This window comes from Pseudomonas sp. UMAB-08, from assembly GCF_900095225.1.
Lineage (GTDB): Bacteria > Pseudomonadota > Gammaproteobacteria > Pseudomonadales > Pseudomonadaceae > Aquipseudomonas.
In genome coordinates this window covers 390,580-413,012 of sequence record NZ_LT607418.1, presented here as the reverse complement: position 1 = coordinate 413,012, position 22,433 = coordinate 390,580, and the positions used below count along the sequence as shown (strand labels likewise).

The 22,433-nt window shown below is 55.6% G+C and carries 26 protein-coding genes, 1 tRNA gene and 1 pseudogene; 19 read left to right on the top strand and 9 right to left on the bottom strand.

Translation table 11 applies throughout. The features are described from left to right. Nucleotides 1-37: 37 nt before the first annotated feature. From K0F75_RS11725 to K0F75_RS11715, 3 genes are all read right to left on the bottom strand, one after another. Nucleotides 38-727 (bottom strand): endonuclease, encoded by a 690-nt coding sequence (locus tag K0F75_RS11725; protein ID WP_219062003.1) that lies wholly within the window; start codon nucleotides 725-727, stop codon nucleotides 38-40. A gap of 4 nt (nucleotides 728-731) precedes the next feature. After that, entirely contained in the window at nucleotides 732-983 is a 252-nt protein-coding gene (locus K0F75_RS11720) for a DUF1654 domain-containing protein (protein ID WP_219062002.1), read from the bottom strand. A gap of 178 nt (nucleotides 984-1,161) precedes the next feature. Next, nucleotides 1,162-2,205 carry an asparaginase gene (locus tag K0F75_RS11715; RefSeq protein ID WP_374028637.1) on the bottom strand — a complete coding sequence of 348 codons (1,044 nt, stop codon included), beginning with the start codon at nucleotides 2,203-2,205 and terminating at the stop codon, nucleotides 1,162-1,164. Between the two features lie 426 nt (nucleotides 2,206-2,631). Here K0F75_RS11715 and K0F75_RS11710 point away from each other — a divergent pair, with 426 nt between their 5' ends. The 7 genes from K0F75_RS11710 (at nucleotide 2,632) to K0F75_RS11680 (ending at nucleotide 9,610) form a co-directional block, all read left to right on the top strand. Continuing rightward, nucleotides 2,632-3,591, top strand: coding sequence for a sugar ABC transporter substrate-binding protein (locus tag K0F75_RS11710; protein ID WP_219062000.1), 960 nt, complete (start codon nucleotides 2,632-2,634; stop codon nucleotides 3,589-3,591). A 49-nt stretch (nucleotides 3,592-3,640) separates the two neighbouring features. After that, nucleotides 3,641-5,191 (top strand): sugar ABC transporter ATP-binding protein, encoded by a 1,551-nt coding sequence (locus K0F75_RS11705; protein WP_219061999.1) that lies wholly within the window; start codon nucleotides 3,641-3,643, stop codon nucleotides 5,189-5,191. Beyond that, nucleotides 5,191-6,186, top strand: a complete 996-nt coding sequence (locus K0F75_RS11700) for an ABC transporter permease (RefSeq protein WP_219061998.1) — start codon at nucleotides 5,191-5,193, stop codon at nucleotides 6,184-6,186. Before K0F75_RS11705 ends, K0F75_RS11700 begins: the two co-directional genes overlap by 1 nt. Nucleotide 6,187: 1 nt before the next feature. Then, on the top strand, nucleotides 6,188-7,210 hold the full coding sequence (locus K0F75_RS11695; RefSeq protein ID WP_219061997.1) for a LacI family DNA-binding transcriptional regulator: 1,023 nt from the start codon (nucleotides 6,188-6,190) through the stop codon (nucleotides 7,208-7,210). A 23-nt stretch (nucleotides 7,211-7,233) separates the two neighbouring features. Continuing rightward, nucleotides 7,234-8,154: a ribokinase gene (rbsK, locus tag K0F75_RS11690; RefSeq protein ID WP_219061996.1), complete on the top strand. Its 921-nt coding sequence runs from the start codon at nucleotides 7,234-7,236 to the stop codon at nucleotides 8,152-8,154. Then, a complete protein-coding gene (gene rbsD / locus K0F75_RS11685; RefSeq protein WP_219061995.1) occupies nucleotides 8,151-8,555 on the top strand; it encodes a D-ribose pyranase in 405 nt (134 codons plus the stop codon). Before rbsK ends, rbsD begins: the two co-directional genes overlap by 4 nt. A 71-nt stretch (nucleotides 8,556-8,626) precedes the next feature. Then, a complete protein-coding gene (locus K0F75_RS11680; protein ID WP_219061994.1) occupies nucleotides 8,627-9,610 on the top strand; it encodes a nucleoside hydrolase in 984 nt (327 codons plus the stop codon). A 35-nt stretch (nucleotides 9,611-9,645) separates the two neighbouring features. Here the strand turns inward: K0F75_RS11680 and K0F75_RS11675 are convergent, their stop codons facing one another. After that, nucleotides 9,646-9,843 (bottom strand): hypothetical protein, encoded by a 198-nt coding sequence (locus K0F75_RS11675; RefSeq protein ID WP_219061993.1) that lies wholly within the window; start codon nucleotides 9,841-9,843, stop codon nucleotides 9,646-9,648. 166 nt (nucleotides 9,844-10,009) lie between these two features. Between K0F75_RS11675 and K0F75_RS11670 the strand changes: the two genes are divergently transcribed. Continuing rightward, nucleotides 10,010-10,315, top strand: coding sequence for a hypothetical protein (locus K0F75_RS11670; RefSeq protein WP_219061992.1), 306 nt, complete (start codon nucleotides 10,010-10,012; stop codon nucleotides 10,313-10,315). A gap of 161 nt (nucleotides 10,316-10,476) precedes the next feature. Then, complete coding sequence (locus tag K0F75_RS11665; protein WP_219061991.1) at nucleotides 10,477-10,794, top strand: I78 family peptidase inhibitor; 318 nt, start codon at nucleotides 10,477-10,479, stop codon at nucleotides 10,792-10,794. 70 nt (nucleotides 10,795-10,864) lie between these two features. Here the strand turns inward: K0F75_RS11665 and K0F75_RS11660 are convergent, their stop codons facing one another. The 3 genes from K0F75_RS11660 to K0F75_RS11650 all read right to left on the bottom strand — a co-directional run bounded on the left by K0F75_RS11660 (nucleotide 10,865) and on the right by K0F75_RS11650 (nucleotide 11,660). Further along, on the bottom strand, nucleotides 10,865-11,077 hold the full coding sequence (locus tag K0F75_RS11660; RefSeq protein ID WP_219061990.1) for a cold-shock protein: 213 nt from the start codon (nucleotides 11,075-11,077) through the stop codon (nucleotides 10,865-10,867). Nucleotides 11,078-11,191: 114 nt separating this feature from the next. Then, nucleotides 11,192-11,386, bottom strand: coding sequence for a hypothetical protein (locus K0F75_RS11655; protein ID WP_219061989.1), 195 nt, complete (start codon nucleotides 11,384-11,386; stop codon nucleotides 11,192-11,194). After that, nucleotides 11,361-11,660, bottom strand: a complete 300-nt coding sequence (locus K0F75_RS11650; RefSeq protein WP_219061988.1) for a hypothetical protein — start codon at nucleotides 11,658-11,660, stop codon at nucleotides 11,361-11,363. The genes K0F75_RS11655 and K0F75_RS11650 overlap by 26 nt, the downstream gene beginning before the upstream one ends. 365 nt (nucleotides 11,661-12,025) lie before the next feature. Here K0F75_RS11650 and thrS point away from each other — a divergent pair, with 365 nt between their 5' ends. From thrS to K0F75_RS11600, 10 genes and pseudogenes are all read left to right on the top strand, one after another. After that, nucleotides 12,026-13,948 (top strand): threonine--tRNA ligase, encoded by a 1,923-nt coding sequence (gene thrS / locus K0F75_RS11645; protein ID WP_219061987.1) that lies wholly within the window; start codon nucleotides 12,026-12,028, stop codon nucleotides 13,946-13,948. After that, the gene (infC, locus tag K0F75_RS11640; protein WP_172668659.1) at nucleotides 13,948-14,499 is read left to right on the top strand and encodes a translation initiation factor IF-3; all 552 of its coding nucleotides are present in this window, start codon (nucleotides 13,948-13,950) and stop codon (nucleotides 14,497-14,499) included. The genes thrS and infC overlap by 1 nt, the downstream gene beginning before the upstream one ends. A gap of 59 nt (nucleotides 14,500-14,558) precedes the next feature. Then, on the top strand, nucleotides 14,559-14,753 hold the full coding sequence (gene rpmI, locus K0F75_RS11635) for a 50S ribosomal protein L35 (protein ID WP_003442181.1): 195 nt from the start codon (nucleotides 14,559-14,561) through the stop codon (nucleotides 14,751-14,753). A 28-nt stretch (nucleotides 14,754-14,781) separates the two neighbouring features. Next, complete coding sequence (gene rplT, locus K0F75_RS11630) at nucleotides 14,782-15,138, top strand: 50S ribosomal protein L20 (RefSeq protein WP_047275143.1); 357 nt, start codon at nucleotides 14,782-14,784, stop codon at nucleotides 15,136-15,138. A 105-nt stretch (nucleotides 15,139-15,243) separates the two neighbouring features. Further along, nucleotides 15,244-16,260, top strand: a complete 1,017-nt coding sequence (gene pheS, locus K0F75_RS11625) for a phenylalanine--tRNA ligase subunit alpha (protein WP_219061986.1) — start codon at nucleotides 15,244-15,246, stop codon at nucleotides 16,258-16,260. 36 nt (nucleotides 16,261-16,296) lie between these two features. Continuing rightward, nucleotides 16,297-18,675 (top strand): phenylalanine--tRNA ligase subunit beta, encoded by a 2,379-nt coding sequence (gene pheT / locus K0F75_RS11620; protein ID WP_219061985.1) that lies wholly within the window; start codon nucleotides 16,297-16,299, stop codon nucleotides 18,673-18,675. Nucleotides 18,676-18,678: 3 nt separating this feature from the next. Continuing rightward, on the top strand, nucleotides 18,679-18,981 hold the full coding sequence (ihfA, locus tag K0F75_RS11615) for an integration host factor subunit alpha (RefSeq protein WP_002553164.1): 303 nt from the start codon (nucleotides 18,679-18,681) through the stop codon (nucleotides 18,979-18,981). Next, nucleotides 18,962-19,318 (top strand): MerR family transcriptional regulator, encoded by a 357-nt coding sequence (locus K0F75_RS11610; RefSeq protein ID WP_219061984.1) that lies wholly within the window; start codon nucleotides 18,962-18,964, stop codon nucleotides 19,316-19,318. The genes ihfA and K0F75_RS11610 overlap by 20 nt, the downstream gene beginning before the upstream one ends. 90 nt (nucleotides 19,319-19,408) lie before the next feature. After that, nucleotides 19,409-19,485: transfer RNA gene (locus tag K0F75_RS11605), tRNA-Pro, on the top strand. 153 nt (nucleotides 19,486-19,638) lie between these two features. Continuing rightward, nucleotides 19,639-20,166, top strand: a pseudogene (locus K0F75_RS11600) (DNA adenine methylase); the annotation flags it as partial. A 747-nt stretch (nucleotides 20,167-20,913) separates the two neighbouring features. On the opposite strand, the gene K0F75_RS11595 reads toward K0F75_RS11600, so the two are convergent. Next, nucleotides 20,914-21,606, bottom strand: a complete 693-nt coding sequence (locus tag K0F75_RS11595; RefSeq protein WP_219061983.1) for an SOS response-associated peptidase — start codon at nucleotides 21,604-21,606, stop codon at nucleotides 20,914-20,916. 23 nt (nucleotides 21,607-21,629) lie between these two features. Then, nucleotides 21,630-22,358, bottom strand: a complete 729-nt coding sequence (locus tag K0F75_RS11590) for a hypothetical protein (RefSeq protein WP_219061982.1) — start codon at nucleotides 22,356-22,358, stop codon at nucleotides 21,630-21,632. Between the last annotated feature and the right edge of the window lie 75 nt (nucleotides 22,359-22,433).

Sequence of the window (22,433 nt, the reverse complement as noted above, 5' to 3'; positions counted from 1 at the left end):
AGCCCGACACTTTTTCAAGTGCCGGGCTTTTTTGCTGTTATGTGCAGGCTTTCAGGTTAACGGGGCCAACGAAGGCGTTGCCTCGACCCATCACACACGCCACGCGTTGATTGCGCTGAATTTCCCACGTATCGACAGGATAAGTCTTGTTCCAGGCCTCATAGAGTTGGCGATCCTGTTTGGACAAGGGAAGGCGGTATTGCTTACTCATATAAAAATACGTTCTGGCGATCATTCCGCGAACTGACGGACGTGGCATCACTTTCTTTGCTTTGAAGTCCACCTGCGTCAGGCAAGAACCGTACTGCCCTGTCTGAACCGGAAGCCAGCCAAAGCTGAAGTTGTTTCGGTCACCGTTCACCTCGCCAATACTGGGCACCAGATTATGCAGATCAGCTTCGGCGCGTTGGTAAACAGGGTCGTTTTTTGTGCAGTTCTTCCGGCCACCATTTTGCCAACATTGACGTAAATGGCCGATTTGCCAGGCAGGCACAATGTGCTCCCATTCGATCCGCTTGGCGCGGTTGGCATTTTTGCGCGGAACATAACCGCAAGCGGCGAGATTGACCCGGTTACCACTGTATTTGCAGCCGCAATAGAACTCTGTCGACTGCGGTGCGTACAGGCCCCAGGCGATCTTTTTTGCTTCACTGAAGGTGCGAGGCGCGTCGGCATGGGCGGTGATGCAGAAACTCAGGGTCAGCAGGGCGATTATTCGAACAATCATGCCGTCAATCTTCCTTCGGCACGGTCCAGAATATCTGCACGCCACCGTCATCGCGGTAGGCGAGGGTGACGTTGTCGTTCTCGGCTATTTCTTCAAGTAACTGATTCCAATCGTCTTCTACCTCGTCGGTCAATCGGTATATCAGTGCTGCCCGGGCTTTTTGCGCGGTCGGAGAGTTGATCACTTTCTGGACCCGGATGCCGAGTCGTTCGTAGGAGCTGGGGGCTGAAGGTGTTGCTGCAGAATTCTGTGCCACGGAGGAAATCCTTGGTTAGCTGTACGTGCATACAGTATTTCAGCGTAAGAATTTTCGCAACTGTTTGTCGAGTCTCTGTCCTGGGGTGTAGGAACAAAGCGCTAAGGTCTGGCAGCAAGATGGAGTTGCACCTGCCCGCTCTGCGCGGTGCAGCGCGAGCGGGCAGGTGCAGGAATGATCAATACTCCCAGAAAATCCGTTGCAGCTCTTTGCTGTCGTTGGTCTTGGTCAGCGCGACCATTGCAAGAATGCGGGCTTTTTGAGGGTTCAGGTCGTGGGCGACGACCCAATCGTATTTGTCATCAGGTTGTTCCGCATTGCGCAGTACGAAACCGCCAGCGTTAACGTGGGATGAGCGGATGATTTGAATGCCGTCTTTACGCAAGGCCTGCAAGGTCGGCACAACGTTGGACGATACCGAACCGTTGCCAGTGCCTGCGTGGATGATCGCTTTTGCGCCGGCCTGGGCCAGTGCCTTGTAAGCAGTGTCCGAGACATTTCCATAGGAGTAGGCAATATCGACTTTAGGCAGCGTGCTGATTTGCTTGATGTCGAATTCCGAATCCATGGTGTGACGCTTGGCGGGCAAGCGGAACCAGTAGGACTTGCCTTCGACCACCATGCCTAACGGGCCCCATGCGCTTTTAAAGGCTTCGGTCTTGATATTGATCATTTTGCTGACGTCGCGGCCCGACTGAATCTCGTCGTTCATGGTCACTAGAACACCCTTGCCACGTGCCTCTTTGCTGCTCGCAACGGCAACCGCGTTGTACAGGTTCAACATGCCATCAGCAGACATCGCTGTGCCTGGACGCATGGAGCCTACGACAACGATGGGCTTGTCGGTTTTCTCTACCAGATTGAGGAAGTAGGCCGTTTCTTCCAGGGTGTCGGTGCCGTGGGTGATCACGATGCCGTCCACATCGTTGCTGTCGGCCAGTTCGGCGACACGTTTACCCAGTTGCAGCAGGTTTTCGTTGGTGATGCTTTCCGAGGCGATTTGCATGACTTGTTCGCCGCGCACATTGGCCAGTGCACTCAGCTCCGGCACCCCCGCAATCAATTTATCAATACCGACCTTGGCCGCCTGGTAAGTCGCGCTGTTGGCAGCGCTCGCGCCAGCGCCAGCGATGGTACCGCCAGTGGCAAGAATGACGACGTTAGCGAGCTTTTGTTGTTGCTCTGCTTCTTTGGCTGAAACGCCTGTCGGCAACAGCAGCATCAGGGCAAGGGCGCTGGGTACGAAGCTATGGAATATAGTTTTCAATTTTTATTTCTCTTGTTATGACAGTGCTTGATTCATGAGCCTTGCGGACCTGTGGCAGGCACGCCTGACCCAGGACGCACTAGACAAGAGCATGATCTGTACCAACAGAATTGATCCGTGTTTATTGATTTAATACACTGATTTATAACGATTTATTATTTTATGTGAGTGTGCCGGTATTCGGCTTTCCGAACATTGGAAGCTTTGCTGTTCGGCTATCCGAAAACAGAACAGAGGAACGGCGCCCCGTGACTTTGTTATCTCGTATGGCGGCGCGCCGTGACGGTTGACAAAAATAGCTGCCGTTCTCATAGTCCGGCAAAGCAAACGTTTGCGCGCACGCAATCAATGCAAAAATAATCATAAGATCGGAGTGAACTCATGAAGCTGCCATTCGCTGCACGTCTTCTCGCTGTCGCCATGCTCACCGCGGCCTCTGCCATCCTGCCGCTTTCTGCTGCGCATGCTCAAACCACGGAAAAGCCCAAAGTCGCACTGGTGATGAAGTCGTTGGCCAATGAGTTCTTCCTGACCATGGAAGACGGCGCCAAGGCCTACCAGAAAGCGCATTCGGCTGATTTTGATCTCATCTCCAATGGCATCAAGAATGAGTCGGACACCAGCGCCCAGATCGCTATCGTCGACCAGATGATCGTTCAGAAAGTCAATGCGCTGGTCATTGCTCCCGCGGACTCCAAGGCGCTGGTGACGGTGATCAAGAGGGCCAGGGATGCCGGTATTATCGTGGTTAACATTGATAACCAGCTGGACGCCGATGTGCTGAAAAGCAAAGGCATCAGCGTGCCGTTCGTAGGCCCGGACAATCGCAAAGGCGCACGCTTGGTGGGTGATTACCTCGCCAGGCAGTTGGCTGCAGGTGATCAGGTCGGCATCATCGAAGGCGTTTCGACCACCACTAATGCCCAGCAACGCACGGCGGGTTTCAAAGAGGCCATGGAGGCCGCGCAGATGAGTATTGTCTCTACGCAATCGGGTAACTGGGAAATCGATAAAGGCAACGCCGTAGCCTCGGCCATGCTCAACGAGTACCCGAACCTCAAAGCGTTGCTGGCCGGTAACGACAGCATGGCGCTGGGCGCGGTCTCGGCGGTTCGTGCGGAAGGTAAAGCGGGTAAGGTAAAAGTGGTGGGTTACGACAACATCAACGCCATCAAGCCCATGCTGCAGGACGGCCGCATATTGGCCACTGCCGATCAGTTCGCGGCCAGACAGGCGGTGTTCGGCATCCAGACTGCGTTGAAAATGCTCAAGGGTGAGACTGTCGAGGGCGCCGCCAATGGCGTGATCGAAACGCCAGTTGAACTGATCACCAAGCAGTAGTTTCCCGCATGCAGCGTTCGCTCATCGTGGCGGGCGCCTGGAGAGTGTTATGTCTGCGTCTGCTCAGGCGGCTGTTCTATCTGTCAGCGGCATCGGTAAAACCTACGCCCAACCGGTTCTCAGCGACATCGACCTGACGCTTTTGCGCGGGGAGGTCCTGGCCCTGACGGGCGAAAATGGCGCCGGCAAAAGTACCCTGTCGAAGATTATCGGCGGGCTGCTCTCGCCCACGACCGGGCAGATGCAATTTCAGGGGCAGGCTTACGAACCCGGCAGTCGAACCCAGGCGGAAAAGCTGGGTATTCGCATGGTCATGCAGGAGTTGAATCTGCTGCCCACGTTGTCCGTGGCGGAAAATCTGTTCCTGGACAACTTGCCGAGTCGCGCAGGCTGGATCAATCGCAAGCAACTGCGCGCTGATGCTATTCAGGCCATGGCTCAGGTCGGGCTGGATGCTATTGACCCGGACACGCTGGTCAGCGAGCTGGGGATCGGGCATCAGCAGATGATTGAGATTGCTCGCAACCTGATCGGTGACTGCCATGTCCTGATTCTCGACGAACCCACCGCTATGTTGACGTCTCGAGAAGTCGAGATGCTGTTCGAGCAGATCACTCGCCTGCAAGCCCGCGGGGTGTCGATCATCTATATCTCCCATCGGCTGGAAGAGCTGGCCCGGGTTGCACAGCGCATTGCTGTGCTGCGTGACGGTCGGTTGGTGTGTATCGAACCGATGGCTGACTACAACAGCGAGCAACTGGTCACGCTGATGGTCGGGCGTGAACTGGGTGAGCAGATCGACCTCGGTCCACGTCAGATAGGCGACGTTGCCCTGGCGGTAAAAGGCCTGGGTCGCGCAGACAAGGTGCGCGATGTCTCTTTCGAGGTGCGTAGCGGCGAGATTTTCGGTATTTCCGGATTGATCGGCGCCGGGCGCACCGAGCTTCTGCGCCTGATCTATGGTGCTGACGTCGCCGACACGGGCGGTATCGAGATTGGCAGTCCCCTGCAACCAGTGACCATCCGTTCGCCAGTCGATGCCGTCAAGCAGGGTATTGCGCTGATTACCGAGGACCGCAAGGGCGAAGGTCTGCTACTGACCCAATCGATCAGCGCCAATATCGCGCTGGGCAATATGCCGGCAATTTCCAAAGGCGGTGTGGTCAATCGTCATGATGAACTGCGCCTGGCCCAGCGGCAGGTCGATGCCATGCGCATTCGCAGCGCCAGCCCGGCGCAATGTGTCTCCGAGCTGTCCGGTGGCAATCAGCAAAAAGTCGTCATCGGCCGCTGGCTTGAACGTGACTGCACAGTGATGCTGTTCGATGAGCCGACCCGAGGCATTGATGTTGGCGCCAAATTCGATATCTATTCGTTGCTGGGAGAGTTGACGCGCAAGGGCAGGGCGCTGGTCGTCGTGTCGAGTGATCTGCGTGAATTGATGCTGATCTGCGATCGCATCGGGGTGCTATCGGCCGGGCGTTTGATCGATACCTTCGAACGCGACACCTGGACCCAGGATGAATTGCTTGCCGCCGCGTTTGCCGGCTACCAAAAACGTGATGCGCGGCTCACCGACGCCGCGCCCAGGAACAATTGATGAAAACCTCAGCCACACCCCAAATGTTGCCTTCGTCGGGCAAGCGCAGCAGTCATTATTTCGGCCTCGGCACCTACCTGGGACTGGCCGGTGCGTTGTTCGCAATGATTGCGTTGTTTTCCGTGCTCAGTGATCACTTCCTGTCTTATGAGACCTTCAGCACCCTCGCCAATCAGATTCCGGACTTGATGGTGCTGGCGGTGGGCATGACCTTCGTCCTGATCATCGGCGGCATCGACTTGTCGGTGGGTTCTGTTCTGGCACTTGCAGCGTCTGCAGTCAGTGTGGCGATCCTCGGCTGGGGCTGGGGCGTCGTGCCAGCAGCCTTGCTGGGCATGGCCTGCGCGGCTGTCGCGGGCACCATCACCGGTTCGATCACAGTGGCTTGGCGCATTCCATCGTTTATCGTTTCCCTCGGGGTGCTGGAAATGGCCCGTGGTGTGGCCTACCAGATGACGGGGTCGCGAACCGCTTATATCGGTGACGCGTTCGCGTGGCTATCGAACCCGGTCGCTTTCGGGATCTCTCCGTCCTTCATCATTGCGCTGCTGATCATCTTCATCGCCCAGGCCGTGCTGACCCGTACCGTGTTCGGCCGTTACCTGATCGGTATTGGCACCAATGAAGAAGCAGTTCGTTTGGCCGGCATCAATCCAAAACCCTATAAAGTTCTGGTGTTCTCACTGATGGGGCTGTTGGCCGGGGTCGCAGCGCTGTTTCAGATTTCGCGCCTGGAAGCTGCAGACCCTAACGCGGGCTCCGGTCTGGAATTGCAGGTGATCGCGGCCGTCGTCATTGGGGGCACCAGCCTGATGGGCGGGCGCGGTTCTGTGATCAGTACGTTCTTCGGTGTCCTGATTATCTCGGTACTTGCTGCCGGATTAGCGCAGATCGGGGCGACCGAACCGACCAAACGCATCATCACGGGCACGGTAATCGTTGTCGCAGTGGTGCTTGATACCTATCGCAGCAATCGCGCACGTCGGAAGGCTTGATATGTCCACGATCAAAGATGTAGCCGCGTTGGCAGGCATTTCCTACACGACGGTATCCCATGTACTGAACAAATCGCGACCGGTCAGTGACGAAGTCCGCCGGAAGGTCGAGGCGGCGATCATTCAACTCGACTATGTGCCAAGTGCCGTGGCTCGATCCCTTAAAGCCAAGGCGACGTCGACCATCGGCCTGCTGATTCCTAACGGGATCAACCCGTACTTTGCCGAGTTGGCGCGGGGCATCGAGGACTACTGCGAGCGCAATGGGTTTTGCGTGATCTTGTGCAACTCCGACGATAACCCGGAAAAACAACGCAGCTACTTGCGCGTGCTCCTGGAAAAACGTGTCGATGGTCTGATTGTCTCGTCAGTGGGCGGCGACGCCGGATTGGCGGCCGGGTTAGCCGCCGTGCGTACGCCGATGGTGATTGTTGACCGAGATCTGGAAGGCATCGTTGCCGATCTGGTGCGTATTGATCATGAACTGGGTGCGTATCTGGCGACCTGCCACTTGCTTGAGCTCGGTCATCGTCATATTGCCTGTATTTGCGGGCCAGCGGAAACGAGCGTCGCCCAGATGCGCCTGGCGGGTTATCGCCGCGCCATGCATGAAGCACAGGTGCCCGTACCGAACGAGTGGGTGGTGGAAAGCGACTTCACCAGTCCCGCTGGCTATCAGGCTGCCGTGGAACTCCTGGCGCAAAATCCGCCGACCGCGATATTCGCCGGTAACGACATGATTGGCATTGGCGTTTTGCGCGCCGCCGCCGAGCGCAACATCCGCGTCCCCAGTGATTTGTCGGTCATTGGGTTCGACGATATTCAGATGAGTCGCTACGTGTATCCAGCGCTGACCACTGTTGGGCAGTCGATCCTGAAATTGGGTGAAATGGCCGCCGAGGTATTGTTGCGGCGCATCGCTGCGCCCGCTGCGACGGCTGTCGAGCATCGGATCGTGAAGCCCGGCATTGTCCTACGCGAGTCCACGGCGCCCCCAACCAATATCTTCAACGCTTTCCGCTGAAACAGATTAAAGAGTGCTGACGCATGCAAGCAAAAGTAGTGGTAGTGGGCAGCTTGAATATGGACCTGGTCACCCGTGCCGAGCGCCTGCCTCGCGCCGGGGAAACGTTAGCGGGCGACTCATTCGCGATCGTGCCGGGAGGCAAGGGCGCCAATCAAGCCGTAGCCGCTGCGCGTCTGGGGGCCAGTGTCGCCATGATAGGTTGCGTTGGCGATGACGCTTATGGCGAGCAACTGCGTGCAGGCCTGTTGGCCGAGCGCATCGATTGTCAGGCCGTGACGTCGGTGGCCGGTGTTTCCAGTGGTGTTGCGCTGATCGTGGTAGATGCCAGCAGTCAGAACGCCATTGTCATCGTGGCCGGGGGCAATGGTCGGCTCACGCCGGATGCCGTTGCAGCGTTTGATGCGAAGCTGGCTGAAGCCGATGTGATCATTTGTCAACTTGAAGTGCCGATGGACACGGTTGCTTATGCCCTCAAACGCGGCCGCGAGTTGGGCAAAATCGTCATTCTTAACCCAGCGCCGGCCAGCGCACCGTTGCCTGCTGACTGGTATTCGCTGATCGACTATCTGATTCCCAACGAAAGCGAGGCGGCTGCGTTGAGCGGTTTACCTGTCGATTCGCTGGCATCGGCGGAAGCTGCCGCGACCCGTCTGCTGGCAGCTGGCGCGGCAAAAGTCATCATTACGCTGGGCGCCCAAGGCTCACTGTTCGCCAACGCTCAGCGCGTCGAGCATTTTCCTGCACCCAAGGTTCAAGCGGTGGATACCACCGCTGCTGGCGACACCTTTGTGGGTGGGTTTGCCGCAGCATTGGCGCAAGGGAAAAGTGAGGTCGAAGCGATTCGGTTTGGTCAGATTGCAGGCGCGTTATCGGTCACTCGTGCCGGTGCTCAGCCCTCTATTCCTACTCTTAATGACGTGCAGGGCTTCCATCAGTCATGAAAAAAACACCTTTGCTAAACATCGCTCTGTCGCGGTTGATTGCCTCCCTCGGCCATGGCGACATTGTCATGATCGTCGACGCCGGAATGCCGGTGCCGCCCGGTGTCGAGCTTATTGATCTTGCACTCACACAAGGAACCCCGGACCTTGTCAGCGTGCTGCGCGTCGTGTTGACGGAAATGCAGGTCGAGAGCCATGTGCTGGCCGAGGAAATGCTGCTCAAACAGCCACCGGCATTGGTGGTCATTGAAGGTTTGAGTTTGCAAGGCGAGTTGGGTCAGCAACGCCTTGTCAGCCATGACGAACTGAAGAACCTGAGTCGCAAGGCCCGGGCTATCGTGCGTACAGGCGAATGTCAGCCTTACACCAACATTGCTTTGGTCGCTGGCGTGACGTTCTAAGCGCATCACTTTCGGAACAGGAAGTCTCCCATGCACGGCTATGCCATTACCTGCACTTACTACGGAGCGTGATGTTTGTGTCTTTACCAAGTGCCGCTGTCGTTCAGACTGTCGAAAAGCATGACCTGATCATTGACACCGATCCGGGGGCCGACGATGTGGTGGCGTTACTGCTGGCCCTCGCGTCGCCTGATGAGCTGAACGTACTGGCAATCACAACGGTGGCTGGCAACGTGCGCCTTGATAAAACCTCGCGCAACGCCCGGCTTGCACGTGAATGGGCTGGGCGCGAAGAGGTGCCGGTATACGCTGGGGCGTCAAAACCGCTAGTGCGCACACCGATTTATGCCGAGAACATGCACGGCAAGGAGGGGTTGCCGGGTGTTGCTGTGCATGAGCCGAAGGTGGGCATAGCCAAGGGCAATGCGGTGGATTACCTGATCGAAACCTTGAGCAAGGCAGCCCCGCACAGCATCACTCTCGCACTGCTTGGGCCACAGACCAATCTGGCGTTGGCCCTGATGCAGGCGCCGGAAATCACGCAAGGTATTAAAGAAGTAGTGGTCATGGGGGGCGCGCATTTCAATGGCGGCAATATGAGCCCGGTGGCCGAGTTCAATATCTATGCCGACCCTCATGCCGCGCAAGTCGTGCTTGCCAGCGGCGTCAAACTGACCTATATCCCGCTGGACGTGACCCATAAAATCCTCACCAGCGAACAAAGGCTCAAGCAGATCGCGAGTTTGAACAATCAAGCGGGCAAGCTGGTTTGCAGCATTCTCAATGAGTATGTCAAAGCGGACATGGCGCATTACGGCTTGCCCGGTGGGCCGGTACATGACGCCAGTGTGATCGCTTACCTGCTCAAGCCCGAGCTATTTACCGGGAAGCAGGTCAATGTGGTCATCGATAGTCGCGAAGGCATTACCTTCGGTCAGACCCTTGCCGATTGGTACGACACGCTCAAGCAGGGCAAGAACGTGTTCTGGGTCGAAAATGGCGACGCCCAAGGGTTCTTCGACCTGCTGACTGCACGTTTGGGGCGCTTGACGTAAGTCCTTCTCAGGTCACCCCACGTCTTCATTCGCTGCTATTTGGCAGCGGAATGGTCGTGCGGGTATTTTTCGAAGACCTGGCTGACGAATGCCTGGGCGCCTGCGGTGCCCAATGCCTTGAACAGTAAGTCTATCGCGATGATTGCCAGTTCTTCCGGGCTGCCCGGGCTGTAAGAACATTGCCCTTGGGGCCATTTGGCCTTGATGTCAGCGTCGATTGATACGATTGCCATTTGTGTCCCGTATTGTCCGAAAAAGCCATTGCACGTGTATCGCCCATCGTTGAGCGGTTGCAATGAGGCGGGTAAGTAAACCATTTCGGACATCATTTGGCACTGCGACTTAGGCATGAGCCGACGCTCATGCCAAACTTGTCGCCAAATTTCCGAGGACGCCGACGTGCAAATTGATCTAAACAACCCCGTTAGCTTTACCCTTGATGCTGTGCGCCAACTTATCGCTGCAGCCAACGACGATGTCCACAACCAGCTGCGTGTGAGCAAAGCGGGCATCGCCTGGATTTCATCTGCCCACGTGGGTGGCACTGCCATTGAAGGGCTGCTGTTTCGATTGGAGACCTGGTCGGCGGGTGCCGGGTGCGTCGGTCCGGTGGCGGCCAGTGATAGCGTCTGGGTCATGCAGATATTCAATGCACTCAAAGACAACTGGGCTAACCCGCGTTTTGATTATGTAGACGTGTACTGAAAATGTTTTGACATGATTGGGCTGCGCGCCTGTCGGTCGGCTGGGGCAGACTTCCACTGATCCAGTGTCGGAGCGGGGCAACGAGTAACCGTTGCAACAAACACATCGCAACCGTTGTCGCACATGTTCTGGTTAATGTTTATTTAGTGAGGAGGCCGTATATGCCTTGGAAGTTCGCATCATTGGGTTCTGTTCTCGCTGCGCTCGTGCTGTCTGGGTGCAGCAGTATGTCCGAGCCCAAGACGCCTGTGGTTTCGGCGGCTGAAGCAGGGTCTGGTCGATGCAATGCAGCTGCAGCGGAGTTTGCCATTGGTCAGCAGGCCTCCGCAGAACTGCTGGAGCAGGCTCGCGTCAAATCGGGCGCACAGAATGCCCGCGTGCTTAAGCCCAGTGACATGGTGACGCTGGAATACAGGTCGGATCGCTTGAATCTGAACGCAGATGACCGCTCGATCATCACTCGCGTCAACTGCGGCTGATAGCACGAGACCTTTGTCTCGCCCATAAAAAACCCCGCCACATGGACGGGGTTTTTTTAGTCCGGGGAAATTACTCCGCGCGAACCTGAGCAGCTTGCATGCCCTTCTGGCCTTTCTCAGCTACGAAGGAAACGGCTTGGCCTTCTTTCAGGCTTTTGAAACCGTCGCTTTCGATAGCTTTAAAGTGTACGAACAGGTCGTCACCGCCACCATTAGGAGTGATAAAGCCGAAGCCTTTTTCATCGTTGAACCATTTTACGGTGCCGGTTTGGCGATTAGACATGGTGTATCTCCAAGAACATAATTTTTTCAGTAGTACTGTGCTGCTCAGGCCAACTGGGCACACCGAGCTATCATAGTCGAAATGTTTGGATGTAGAAGTCTTTCGCAAGACTGTTTACAAAAGCAATGCGCTCCAGCCACAGGATAATGCGCCCGGAAGCCTTGATTTATCTTGCTTGCAGCCAATTTCAGCCACCCGTAAAAAAAATCCATTTTTGCTGTTTGGACTGTCGGAAAATGGCTGAAATTGACTGGGGATTTCCATTTTTGCCAGGCCATCACGTTTATTTTTTGGTTGTGCAGGACGCATCGATTTCTTTCAGCAATCGCGCACGTAACGCACCGCCTTCTGCAGTCTGGCTGTTTAGTTCCTTCGTCTCTGCTGTACTGAATTTTTTCTCGATGACGTTCGCGCCGCAGGTGCAGTGCGTCTGGGCCGTGGCCTTATCGACACTTTGAGTGGCGGTGGCGATGCACTCGTTCATGTACTGATCGCGTGCGCCAGGTGGCCAGGCTGCTTGGGCGGCCAGGGGCAACAGCATGGCGATAGGGGCCGCGAGAGTGAGTAAGCGATAAAGACGCATGGTTGAATGCTCCTTGTAGTGAGGGGGCTGTGTCACAACATCCACTCAATATTTGAGGGGCGTTGGTCGCCTCAAGTTCACTGGGTCATTTCATTTGTTCGCGGCAACCGATTTGGTTCAAGTTGAAGTGCTGTTGTCAAACATGTGTGATAGCATGCGGCGCCTGAACATCCGCGACGTATCAAGTGTTTCTCGACGGGTCGCACCTATAGCTATTTTATTTTCACTCCAGTCACTCTGGTTCGGTTAAACGGTTGGCCCTAGGGCTCCTGCCACTGTGAGGCAGGCATACCACCGGATCTTGTACTGGCTCATCCCAACCCACGTGACCTTTGGTAGGGGTCACCACTAGGAGAGGAGGCGCCATGCCCACCATTACTCTTCCCGACGGCAGTCAGCGTTCATTCGATCATCCGGTTTCCGTAGCCGATGTCGCACTATCCATTGGCGCAGGCCTGGCTAAAGCCACCGTGGCCGGCAAGGTCAATGGCCAGTTGGTCGATGCCAGCGATCTCATCGACGGCGACGTCAGCCTGCAGATCATCACGCCCAAGGATCAAGAGGGGCTGGAGATCATTCGCCACTCTTGCGCTCACTTGGTCGGTCATGCCGTCAAGCAGTTGTTCCCGACAGCCAAAATGGTCATCGGGCCGGTGATCGACGAAGGCTTTTATTACGATATCGCTTACGAGCGTCCGTTCACGCTAGACGATTTGTCGGCGATTGAGCAGCGCATGCAGCAGCTGATCGAAAAAGATTACGACGTCATCAAGAAAGTCACTCCGCGCGCCGAAGTGATCGAAGTGTTCACTGCTCGTCATGAAGACTACAAGCTACGTCTCGTCGAAGACATGCCCGATCAGCAGACCATGGGCCTGTATTATCACGAAGAATACGTCGACATGTGCCGCGGTCCGCACGTGCCGAATACGCGGTTCCTGAAATCGTTCAAGCTGACCAAGCTGTCTGGCGCCTACTGGCGCGGTGATGCCAAGAACGAGCAGTTGCAGCGAATCTATGGCACTGCCTGGGCAGACAAGAAGCAACTGGCTGCCTATGTCCAGCGGATCGAAGAAGCTGAAAAGCGCGATCATCGCAAGCTTGGCAAGCGCCTGGGGTTGTTCCACACCCAGGAAGAAGCGCCGGGTATGGTATTCTGGCATCCGAACGGCTGGACCCTGTATCAGGTTCTTGAGCAGTACATGCGCAAGGTTCAGCACGAGAACGGTTATCTGGAGATCAAAACTCCACAAGTGGTCGATCGCTCCCTGTGGGAAAAATCCGGTCACTGGGCTAACTATGCCGATAACATGTTCACCACCGAGTCCGAGAACCGCGACTACGCCATCAAGCCGATGAACTGCCCGTGTCACGTACAGGTGTTCAATCAGGGTTTGAAAAGCTATCGCGAGTTGCCGATGCGTCTGGCGGAGTTCGGTGCCTGTCACCGCAATGAACCATCAGGTGCATTGCACGGTATTATGCGTGTGCGTGCTTTCACTCAGGATGATGCTCACATCTTCTGTACTGAAGAGCAGATGCAGGCTGAGTCCGCCGCGTTCATCAAATTGACGCTGGACGTGTACGCAGACTTTGGCTTCAAGGACATTGAGCTCAAGCTGTCGACGCGTCCCGAGAAGCGTGTAGGTTCCGACGAATTGTGGGATCGCGCCGAAAGCGCATTGGCGGCCGCACTCGACAGCGCTGGTTTGCCGTATGATCTGCAGCCGGGCGAGGGTGCCTTTTATGGCCCCAAGATTGAATTTTCGCTAAAAGATTGTCTGGGTCGGGTATGGCAATGCGGTACATTGCAACTCGATTTCAACTTGCCGATCCGTTTGGGCGCCGAGTATGTCTCGGAAGATAACAGTCGCAAGCACCCGGTCATGTTGCACCGTGCGATACTCGGTTCCTTCGAGCGTTTCATCGGTATTTTGATCGAGCATTACGAAGGCGCTTTCCCGGCCTGGTTGGCGCCCACTCAGGCAGTGATCCTCAATATCACTGATAAACAGGCAGATTTTGCCCTTGAAGTGGAAAAAACTCTCGCTCAAAGCGGGTTTCGTGCCAAGTCTGACTTGAGAAATGAAAAGATCGGCTTTAAAATCCGCGAGCATACTTTGCTCAAGGTTCCTTATCTCTTGGTGATTGGAGATCGGGAAGTCGAGATGCAAACTGTCGCTGTGCGGACACGTGAAGGTGCTGACCTAGGCTCGATGCCGGTCGCACAATTCGCTGAATTTCTCGCTCAAGCGGTTTCCCGGCGTGGTCGCCATGATTCGGAGTAATTATTATTAAGCGTGAAATGAGACAAGATAAACGAGCTGCACCGAAGGCCCCGATCAACGAGAATATCTCGGCACGCGAGGTTCGGTTAATTGGGGCTGAGGGTGAGCAGCTTGGGATTGTGTCAATTGAAGACGCGCTTCTTAAGGCTGAAGAGGCCAAACTGGATTTGGTGGAAATTTCCGCCGATGCAGTACCCCCTGTTTGCAAGCTGATGGACTACGGCAAATCGATCTTCGAGAAGAAGAAGCAGGTTGCCGCGGCGAAGAAAAACCAGAAGCAGATTCAGGTTAAAGAAATCAAGTTTCGTCCAGGGACGGAGGAAGGGGATTACCAGGTAAAACTGCGCAACCTGGTACGTTTCCTGAGTGATGGGGACAGGGCCAAGGTATCGTTAAGATTCCGTGGTCGTGAGATGGCCCACCAGGAGCTGGGGATGGAACTGTTGAAGCGGGTTGAAGGTGACTTGCTTGAATACGGTTCGGTCGAACAGCATCCTAAGATGGAAGGACGCCAACTGATCATGGTCATCGCCCCGAAAAAGAAGAAGTAACCACCAGGGCACGGCAGGCCTTGCGGTTATGTTTATCAACTGAATGCGGAGTACCGAACATGCCAAAGATGAAGACGAAGAGTGGTGCAGCTAAGCGGTTTTTGAAAACCGCTAATGGCATCAAGCACAAGCATGCTTTCAAAAGCCACATTCTGACCAAAATGTCCACTAAGCGTAAGCGTCAATTGCGCGGTAGCAGCTTGCTGCATCCGTCTGACGTGGCAAAAGTGAAGCGCATGCTGCGCCTTTGCTAATTTTGGTCAAGAATAGAGGAAATAGATCATGGCTCGTGTAAAGCGTGGCGTAGTCGCCCGTAAACGTCACAAAAAAATTCTGAAACTGGCTAAAGGTTACTACGGCGCGCGTTCACGCGTATTCCGTGTAGCCAAGCAAGCGGTAATCAAGGCAGGCCAGTACGCCTACCGTGACCGTCGTCAGAAAAAACGTCAGTTCCGCGCTTTGTGGATCGCTCGTATCAACGCTGGTGCTCGTATTAACGGTCTGTCCTACAGCCGTTTCATCGCCGGTCTGAAAAAAGCGTCCATTGAGATCGACCGTAAGGTTCTGGCTGATCTGGCAGTGAACGAAAAAGCGGCGTTTGCTGCGATTGTCGAGAAAGCTAAAGCCACTTTGGCCTAAGTCCCCGACAATCACCGAGCCCGGTTTCCGGGTTCGGTGTTAAACGTCATAAATAGGGGAAGAGCCTTTTAAGCTCTTCCCCTATTTCGTATCTGGAGTCTGTAAATGGAAAACCTGGATGCGCTGGTCTCTCAAGCACTTGAGGCCGTGCAACACGCTGAAGATATCAATGCCCTGGAGCAAATCCGGGTTCACTTCCTTGGTAAAAAGGGTGAGTTGACTCAGGTGATGAAGACCCTGGGTAATTTGCCTGCTGAAGAGCGTCCGCAAGTCGGCGCGCTCATCAACGTCGCCAAGGAGCGTGTCACAGAGGTTCTCAATGCGCGTAAAGCGTCGTTGGAGCAGGCGGAACTGACCGCCAGGCTCGCGGCGGAATGCATTGACGTGACCCTGCCGGGACGTGGTCAGACCTCGGGTGGGCTGCATCCGATTACCCGAACGCTGGAGCGGATCGAGCAATTCTTCACTCATATTGGCTACGGCATCGCCGAAGGCCCTGAAGTCGAAGACGATCACCACAATTTCGAAGCGCTCAACATCCCTGGCCACCATCCGGCGCGGGCGATGCATGACACCTTCTATTTCAACGCGAACATGCTGCTGCGCACCCACACCTCTCCGGTGCAAGTGCGGACCATGGAAACGCAACAACCGCCTATTCGCATCGTTTGCCCGGGCCGGGTTTATCGCTGTGATTCGGATATCACCCATTCGCCGATGTTCCACCAGGTCGAAGGCCTGTTGATTGATCGCGATATCAACTTCGCTGATCTCAAGGGCACGATCGAAGAGTTCTTGCGCGTGTTCTTCGAAAAAGAACTGGCGGTGCGTTTCCGTCCGTCCTTTTTCCCGTTCACCGAGCCATCGGCTGAGGTCGATATCCAGTGCGTCATGTGCAGCGGCAAAGGCTGCCGTGTGTGCAAGCAAACTGGCTGGCTGGAAGTCCTGGGTTGCGGGATGGTCCATCCGAACGTACTGCGTATGTCCGGCATAGACCCTGAAGAATTCCAGGGGTTCGCTTTCGGTATGGGCGTTGAACGTTTGGCCATGCTGCGTTACGGCGTCAATGATTTGCGTCTGTTCTTCGACAACGACTTGCGGTTCCTCGCGCAATTTCGCTAGGTCGCACGCCCGTAACGAATCTATTTGGAGAGCAGGATGAAATTCAGTGAACAATGGCTGCTTGGCTGGGTAAGCCCGCCAGTTTCCCGCGACGAGCTGGTCGCTCGTCTGTCGATGGCCGGTCTTGAGGTCGACAGCGTTACGTTGGCCGCCGGTGAATTCACTGGCGTGGTGGTAGGCGAGGTGCTGAGCACCGAACAGCATCCAGACGCCGACAAGCTGCGTGTGTGTCAGGTCAGCAATGGCGCAGAGACCTTCCAGGTCGTGTGTGGCGCGCCCAACGTGCGTCCTGGTTTGAAGATTCCGTTTGCCATGATTGGGGCTCAACTGCCCGGCGATTTCAAGATCAAGAAAGCCAAGCTGCGTGGCGTTGAGTCGAACGGCATGCTGTGCTCTGCTGCCGAGCTGCAAGCGGGCGAGGGCAACGATGGCTTGATGGAGCTGCCTGCCGATGCGCCAGTGGGTCAGGATATTCGTGTTTACCTTGAGTTGGACGATGCGAGCATTGAAGTCGATCTGACGCCTAATCGCGGCGATTGCCTGTCGGTAGCCGGTCTGGCACGGGAAGTCGGCGCGTTGTACGCCATTGAAGTCAAACGTCCTCAGGTGGCTGTAGTACCGGTCGTGCACGACGAAGTGCGTCCTGTCGAGGTGCTGGCGCCTGCCGCTTGCCCACGTTATCTGGGCCGCGTGGTGCGCAACGTCGACCTGTCCCGCCCGACGCCGCTGTGGATGGTGGAGCGTCTGCGTCGTTCCGATGTGCGCAGCATCGATGCCGCAGTCGATATCACCAACTATGTGATGCTCGAACTGGGTCAGCCGTTGCACGCATTCGATCTGGCCGAAATCAACGGCGGCATACGCGTCCGTATGGCAGAAGATGGCGAGAAGCTTGTTCTGCTCGATGGTCAGGAAGTCAGCCTGCGTGCTGACACCCTGGTGATCGCGGATCATCAGCGTGCTTTGGCCATTGCCGGCGTCATGGGGGGCGAACACAGTGGCGTCAGCGCCAAGACTCGCGATATTTTTCTGGAAAGCGCGTTCTTCGACACCATTATGGTCGCTGGCAAGGCGCGCTCTTATGGCTTGCACACAGATGCTTCGCACCGCTACGAGCGCGGTGTGGACTGGCAGCTTGCACGCGAAGCCATGGAGCGGGCGACAGGCTTGTTGCTAGAGATAACTGGCGGCGAAGCGGGTCCGATCGTAGAAGCTGTCAGCGAACAGAATCTGCCTTCGGTTGCTCCGGTCATTCTTCGCGCTGAACGCATCAGACAAATGCTGGGCATGGAAATGGATTCGGCTGAGGTTGAGCGCCTGCTCACCGGCCTGGATCTGAAGGTTTCCTCTGAAGTCGCTGGACAGTGGCGAGTAGAAGTGCCAAGCCATCGCTTCGATATCAGTCTGGAAGTCGACTTGATCGAAGAGTTGGCGCGACTGTATGGCTACAACCGCCTGCCGGTTCGTTATCCGCAGGCACGCCTGGCGCCTCAAGCCAAGGCGGAAGCGCAGGGTGATCTGCCTGCGCTGCGTCGCTTGTTGGTTGCCCGTGGTTATCAGGAAGCGATCACCTACAGCTTTATTGATCCAAAATGGTTCGAGCTGTTCAATCCAGGCGTAGAGCCTCTGCTATTGGCCAACCCGATTTCGGTCGACATGGCCGCCATGCGTTCTTCGTTGTGGCCAGGTCTCGTCAAGGCCCTGCAGTACAACCTCAATCGCCAGCAAGATCGTGTGCGCATGTTTGAAAGCGGCCTGCGGTTTGTCGGTCAATTGGAAGGTTTGAAGCAGGAGCCAATGCTTGCTGGTGTCATTTGTGGCAGCCGTCTACCTGAAGGTTGGGCGCAAGGCCGTGATGCGATTGATTTCTTTGATGTCAAAGCCGACGTCGAAGCAGTGCTCGGTTTCGCTGGTGCGCTGGAGGCGTTCAGCTTCACGCCGGGGCATCACCCCGCGCTGCACCCGGGTCAGACCGCTCGCATTGAGCGTGATGGTCGGGAAGTTGGGTATGTGGGTGCACTCCATCCAGAACTGGTGAAAACCTTGGGTCTGGACCGTCCGGTTTTCGTTTTTGAACTGGTGCTGGCGGAAGTGGCTCAAGGTCGTTTGCCGAAATTCCAGGAGCTTTCGCGCTTCCCGGAAGTTCGTAGGGACCTCGCTTTAGTGGCTGATCTTGATGTGTCGGCAGCGGCGGTGCTGGATGTTATTCGTGAAAACGCAGGCGAATGGCTCACAGACCTCAGGCTATTTGACGTGTATCAGGGTAAAGGCATTGATCCGCATAGAAAAAGCCTTGCAGTTGGCTTGACCTGGCAGCATCCATCGCGCACTCTTAATGACGATGAGGTAAATGCGACGACGCATAAAATCCTCACCTCGCTCGAGGAAAGGTTAAACGCCACGTTAAGGAAGTAGCGTATGGGGGCTCTGACGAAAGCTGAGATGGCCGAACGTCTGTATGAAGAGCTGGGCCTGAATAAACGAGAAGCCAAGGAACTGGTAGAGCTTTTCTTTGAGGAAATCAGGCACGCTCTGGAAGATAACGAGCAGGTCAAATTGTCCGGTTTCGGCAATTTCGATCTGCGCGATAAACGCCAGCGGCCTGGTAGAAATCCAAAGACGGGAGAAGAAATCCCGATTACGGCTCGCCGTGTGGTCACCTTTCGTCCAGGGCAGAAGTTGAAGGCCCGAGTTGAGGCTTATGCTGGAACCAAGTCATAACGACGAGCTACCGCCCATTCCAGGCAAACGCTACTTCACCATCGGTGAAGTCAGCGAGCTCTGCGCGGTAAAACCGCACGTTCTGCGTTATTGGGAGCAGGAGTTTCCTCAACTCAACCCGGTCAAGCGCCGCGGAAACCGCCGGTATTATCAGCGACAGGATGTGCTGATGATCCGACAGATCCGCGCCTTGCTCTATGAGCAGGGTTTCACCATCGGCGGTGCGCGTTTGCGCATGTCCAGTGATGAGGCGAAGGACGACACCACGCAATACAAGCAAATGATCCACCAGATGATTTCAGAACTGGAAGATGTATTGGTGGTATTGCGCAAGTGAATCGGCTGTCCAGATACTTCCATAATTCAAACGCTTAGGGTATATTTCTAATCGTTTTTCGCAGGTTGCGATAACAGATTCACGCCTAGTCGGGGCGTAGCGCAGTCCGGTAGCGCACTAGCATGGGGTGCTAGGGGTCGAGTGTTCGAATCACTCCGTCCCGACCATATCTTTCAATGACTTAGCCCGATCTGAAAAGGTTGGGCTTTTTCATGCCGAAAAGATACTCCCACATTTACTCCCGCGGATATTCTGGATCTTGCTAGCTTCGTGTGAGCTAGCGATAGCTTGGGCACTGATTCGCGCGATGTGGCGCATGTAAGAAGATGACCGGCCCCGAAACCCTCATCGACATCTAGCGCGCCGCCCGATCCTTCTACCTGCAGCACCATCCCATCGGCGGCACGGTCACCGGGCAGATTCGGCGCACCGCGACTACTGGTCCGGCCATCAACCTGGTGCGGATCGAGGATAGCCTCGCGGCCGCTTGGCAGCGCCTGTCCGGCACCTACGTCGAAAATCTTCCCTGGCTTGAATGCGCTGAACGCTATGACCGTGCCCACACCTTCCACTACATGGACCCACCTTACTGGCAGACCGCCGGCTATGGCGTCGATTTTCCGTTCGAAAACTACGAGCGGATGGCCGACTTCATGCGGCGTTGCAAAGGTAAGGTGATGGTCAGCATCAACGATCACCCGGACATACGGCGGGTGTTTGAGGGTTTTCATTTCGAGACCTTGGATATCCGCTATAGCAATACCAATCAACGCCAAGGGAAAGCCGAGGTCAGTGGCGAGCTGGTGATTATGAATTGGCTGCCGGATGCGTTCGGCGGACTGTTTTAATCAACAAGGTATAAAGCCAGGGCAGCCGATACCCCATAGGTGCAGGAATTCTGTGAGTTTGATTAGAAACTCAACTGTCGCCGTTAGCAGCATCAAGATACTCATGATTTTTTCTCGCGCGGGGGCAGCGCCGCGATAAATGCGGTGGTGCGCTCGTTGGGTGTGTGTTGCTGTAAGAAACGATACTGCTTGATGAATGAGGACGTCAATAAGATGGGGGGCGGAAAAAATTAATAATTTTGAGTGTCCCCAGTTTGTTCTGTTTTTTTGTTCTCTTGGTTGTGTGTGTGAGCCGCGTAATATAAGGGTTGTAGCGTTTCTAGCTAGCTGTGAGGGGGGCGTGATGTGCTAATGGAATCCGCTTCTCGACAAATTTTAAAGGCCAGATAGAGGCGAAAGTTTAAATCCTAACTTGGGAAGTGAGTTTGAAAGGCAGCGTGGAAACGAAAGTTAAAAACCTAGCTTGGGAAGTGAGATTAAAAACTACCGTAAAAACGTAAGTTGAAAACCTAGCTTAGGAGGTGAGCTTAAAAACTACCGTGAAAAGGTAAGTTGAAAACCTAGCTTAGGAAGTGAGCTTAAAAACCACCGTGAAAAGGTAAGTTGAAAACCTGGCTTAGGAAGTGAGCTTGAAAACTACAGAGGTAGGAAAATTTGAAACTCCTCTGAATCATGCTTGGGGAAGTCAGCCGATCAGCCAGAGACGGCGGTCAAAACTGATTGCTCCGGTGGCATGCTGGGTATACCTCAAGCAAGCGAGTCGGTGATCGGTTTGATCAATTCCGGTCCATGATTTCGCACATTGCCCACGGCTCGGTCGACTTTGAACCATTCGAACGCCTCTGTCGGCTCACCCTGGAGTAGCACCATCTGCTCGGCGCACTCCTTGGGTGTGGCTGGGTCCAGCCATTCCCGGGCCAGTTCCGGCGATAACGTTACTGGCCGCCGGTCATGGATGTCCACCATGCCCCCGGCGCTGTCGGCGGTGATGATCACGAAGCCGTCATGCTCGCCGGGCTCATGTTCGCCGATGGGATACTGACCGATCGCAGCACAGAGGATCGGCGACTGGTCATGATGGCGGATCAGGTAGGGCTGCTTCTTCGGCCCGCCTTCGTAAACCCACTCAAACCAATTGTCGATCGCGATGATTGCCCGGTGCGGCCAGATCGCTTTGAAGAATGGGCCATGGGCGACCTTCTCAACGCGAGCATTGATCGGCGCGGCGCGGTCTTTGGCCCAGTGCGGGCGCCAGCCCCAACGAACCATGTCAGCGCGCAGGAATTCTCCATCTCGGTGAAAGAGGGCGAGCTGAGTGGTCGGCGCGGCGTTATAGCGCTCGAAAGGCTGGTCGCCGGCATAGTTGATCAGTGCGTTGGGAATGCTGAGCGCCGCGACGAAGTCGTGAATGCCCCGGTACTGGGAAAGGCGTCCGCACATGATTACACCCTCCGGCTATGTATTCAGGGTAGACCAGTGGTCGTCGGCTTCGTTACAAACCCTCGGCCAGCGCAGGTCGGGCAGTCTTCAGAGAGGTCAAAACGATCAAGGCAAGCGGGGCAGGTGCGGAACCTGGCCAGGTGGAGACGCGGCCGCACTCTTTCGAAAGCACGTATATCACTGCGCTCGTGGGCAATTTGGGCGGCGTCCACCAGCGCGCGGTAGATGTCCGGATCTTCTATCGGCTCGCGGGTCATCCCCTCGAGTGTTCGCCCGGTTTCGACAAGGTCGTATTGCTGCCCATCAGGCAGCGTCAATATAAGCCCGGCAATTCTCGCGGTAACTCCGGATGGGTTGAAAACAAGGTTCGCCCCAGCTGCATCGCGGTAAATCTTCCCGTCGTATGAGGATCGTGCGCTATCGGCAAGCGTGCTTGCGAAATAGAAAATTGACTGTCCAATACGGCCGATTAGCTTGCCATTGCCGCGCTGCAAAACGTCGTATGCAGAAGCGCCGCAGTAGCGGTCCGGCGAGGTATGAAGTTCTTCCACTGCATGCCAGTAAGCGGCATTCGCCATTTCGTTCATGTCGTACTGCTGTAGCTCATCGATCAAGCCCTCGGTGAGAAGGGTAGCGCTCATTAAGTGAAGGGTCTGTCGGTGGGCCTCGGGGTTCTGCATTCGAAAGTCGTGGTCGTCGAGGGTCGAGCGCCACTGCTGAAGTCTCAGCGCTTTAGCCTGGTCGAAATTCATGTATAGGATTCTCTGTACGGATGCTGGATGAATGTACAGTAGTTGAGAGGCGCTCATGAGGCGAGGCTGAGGCGA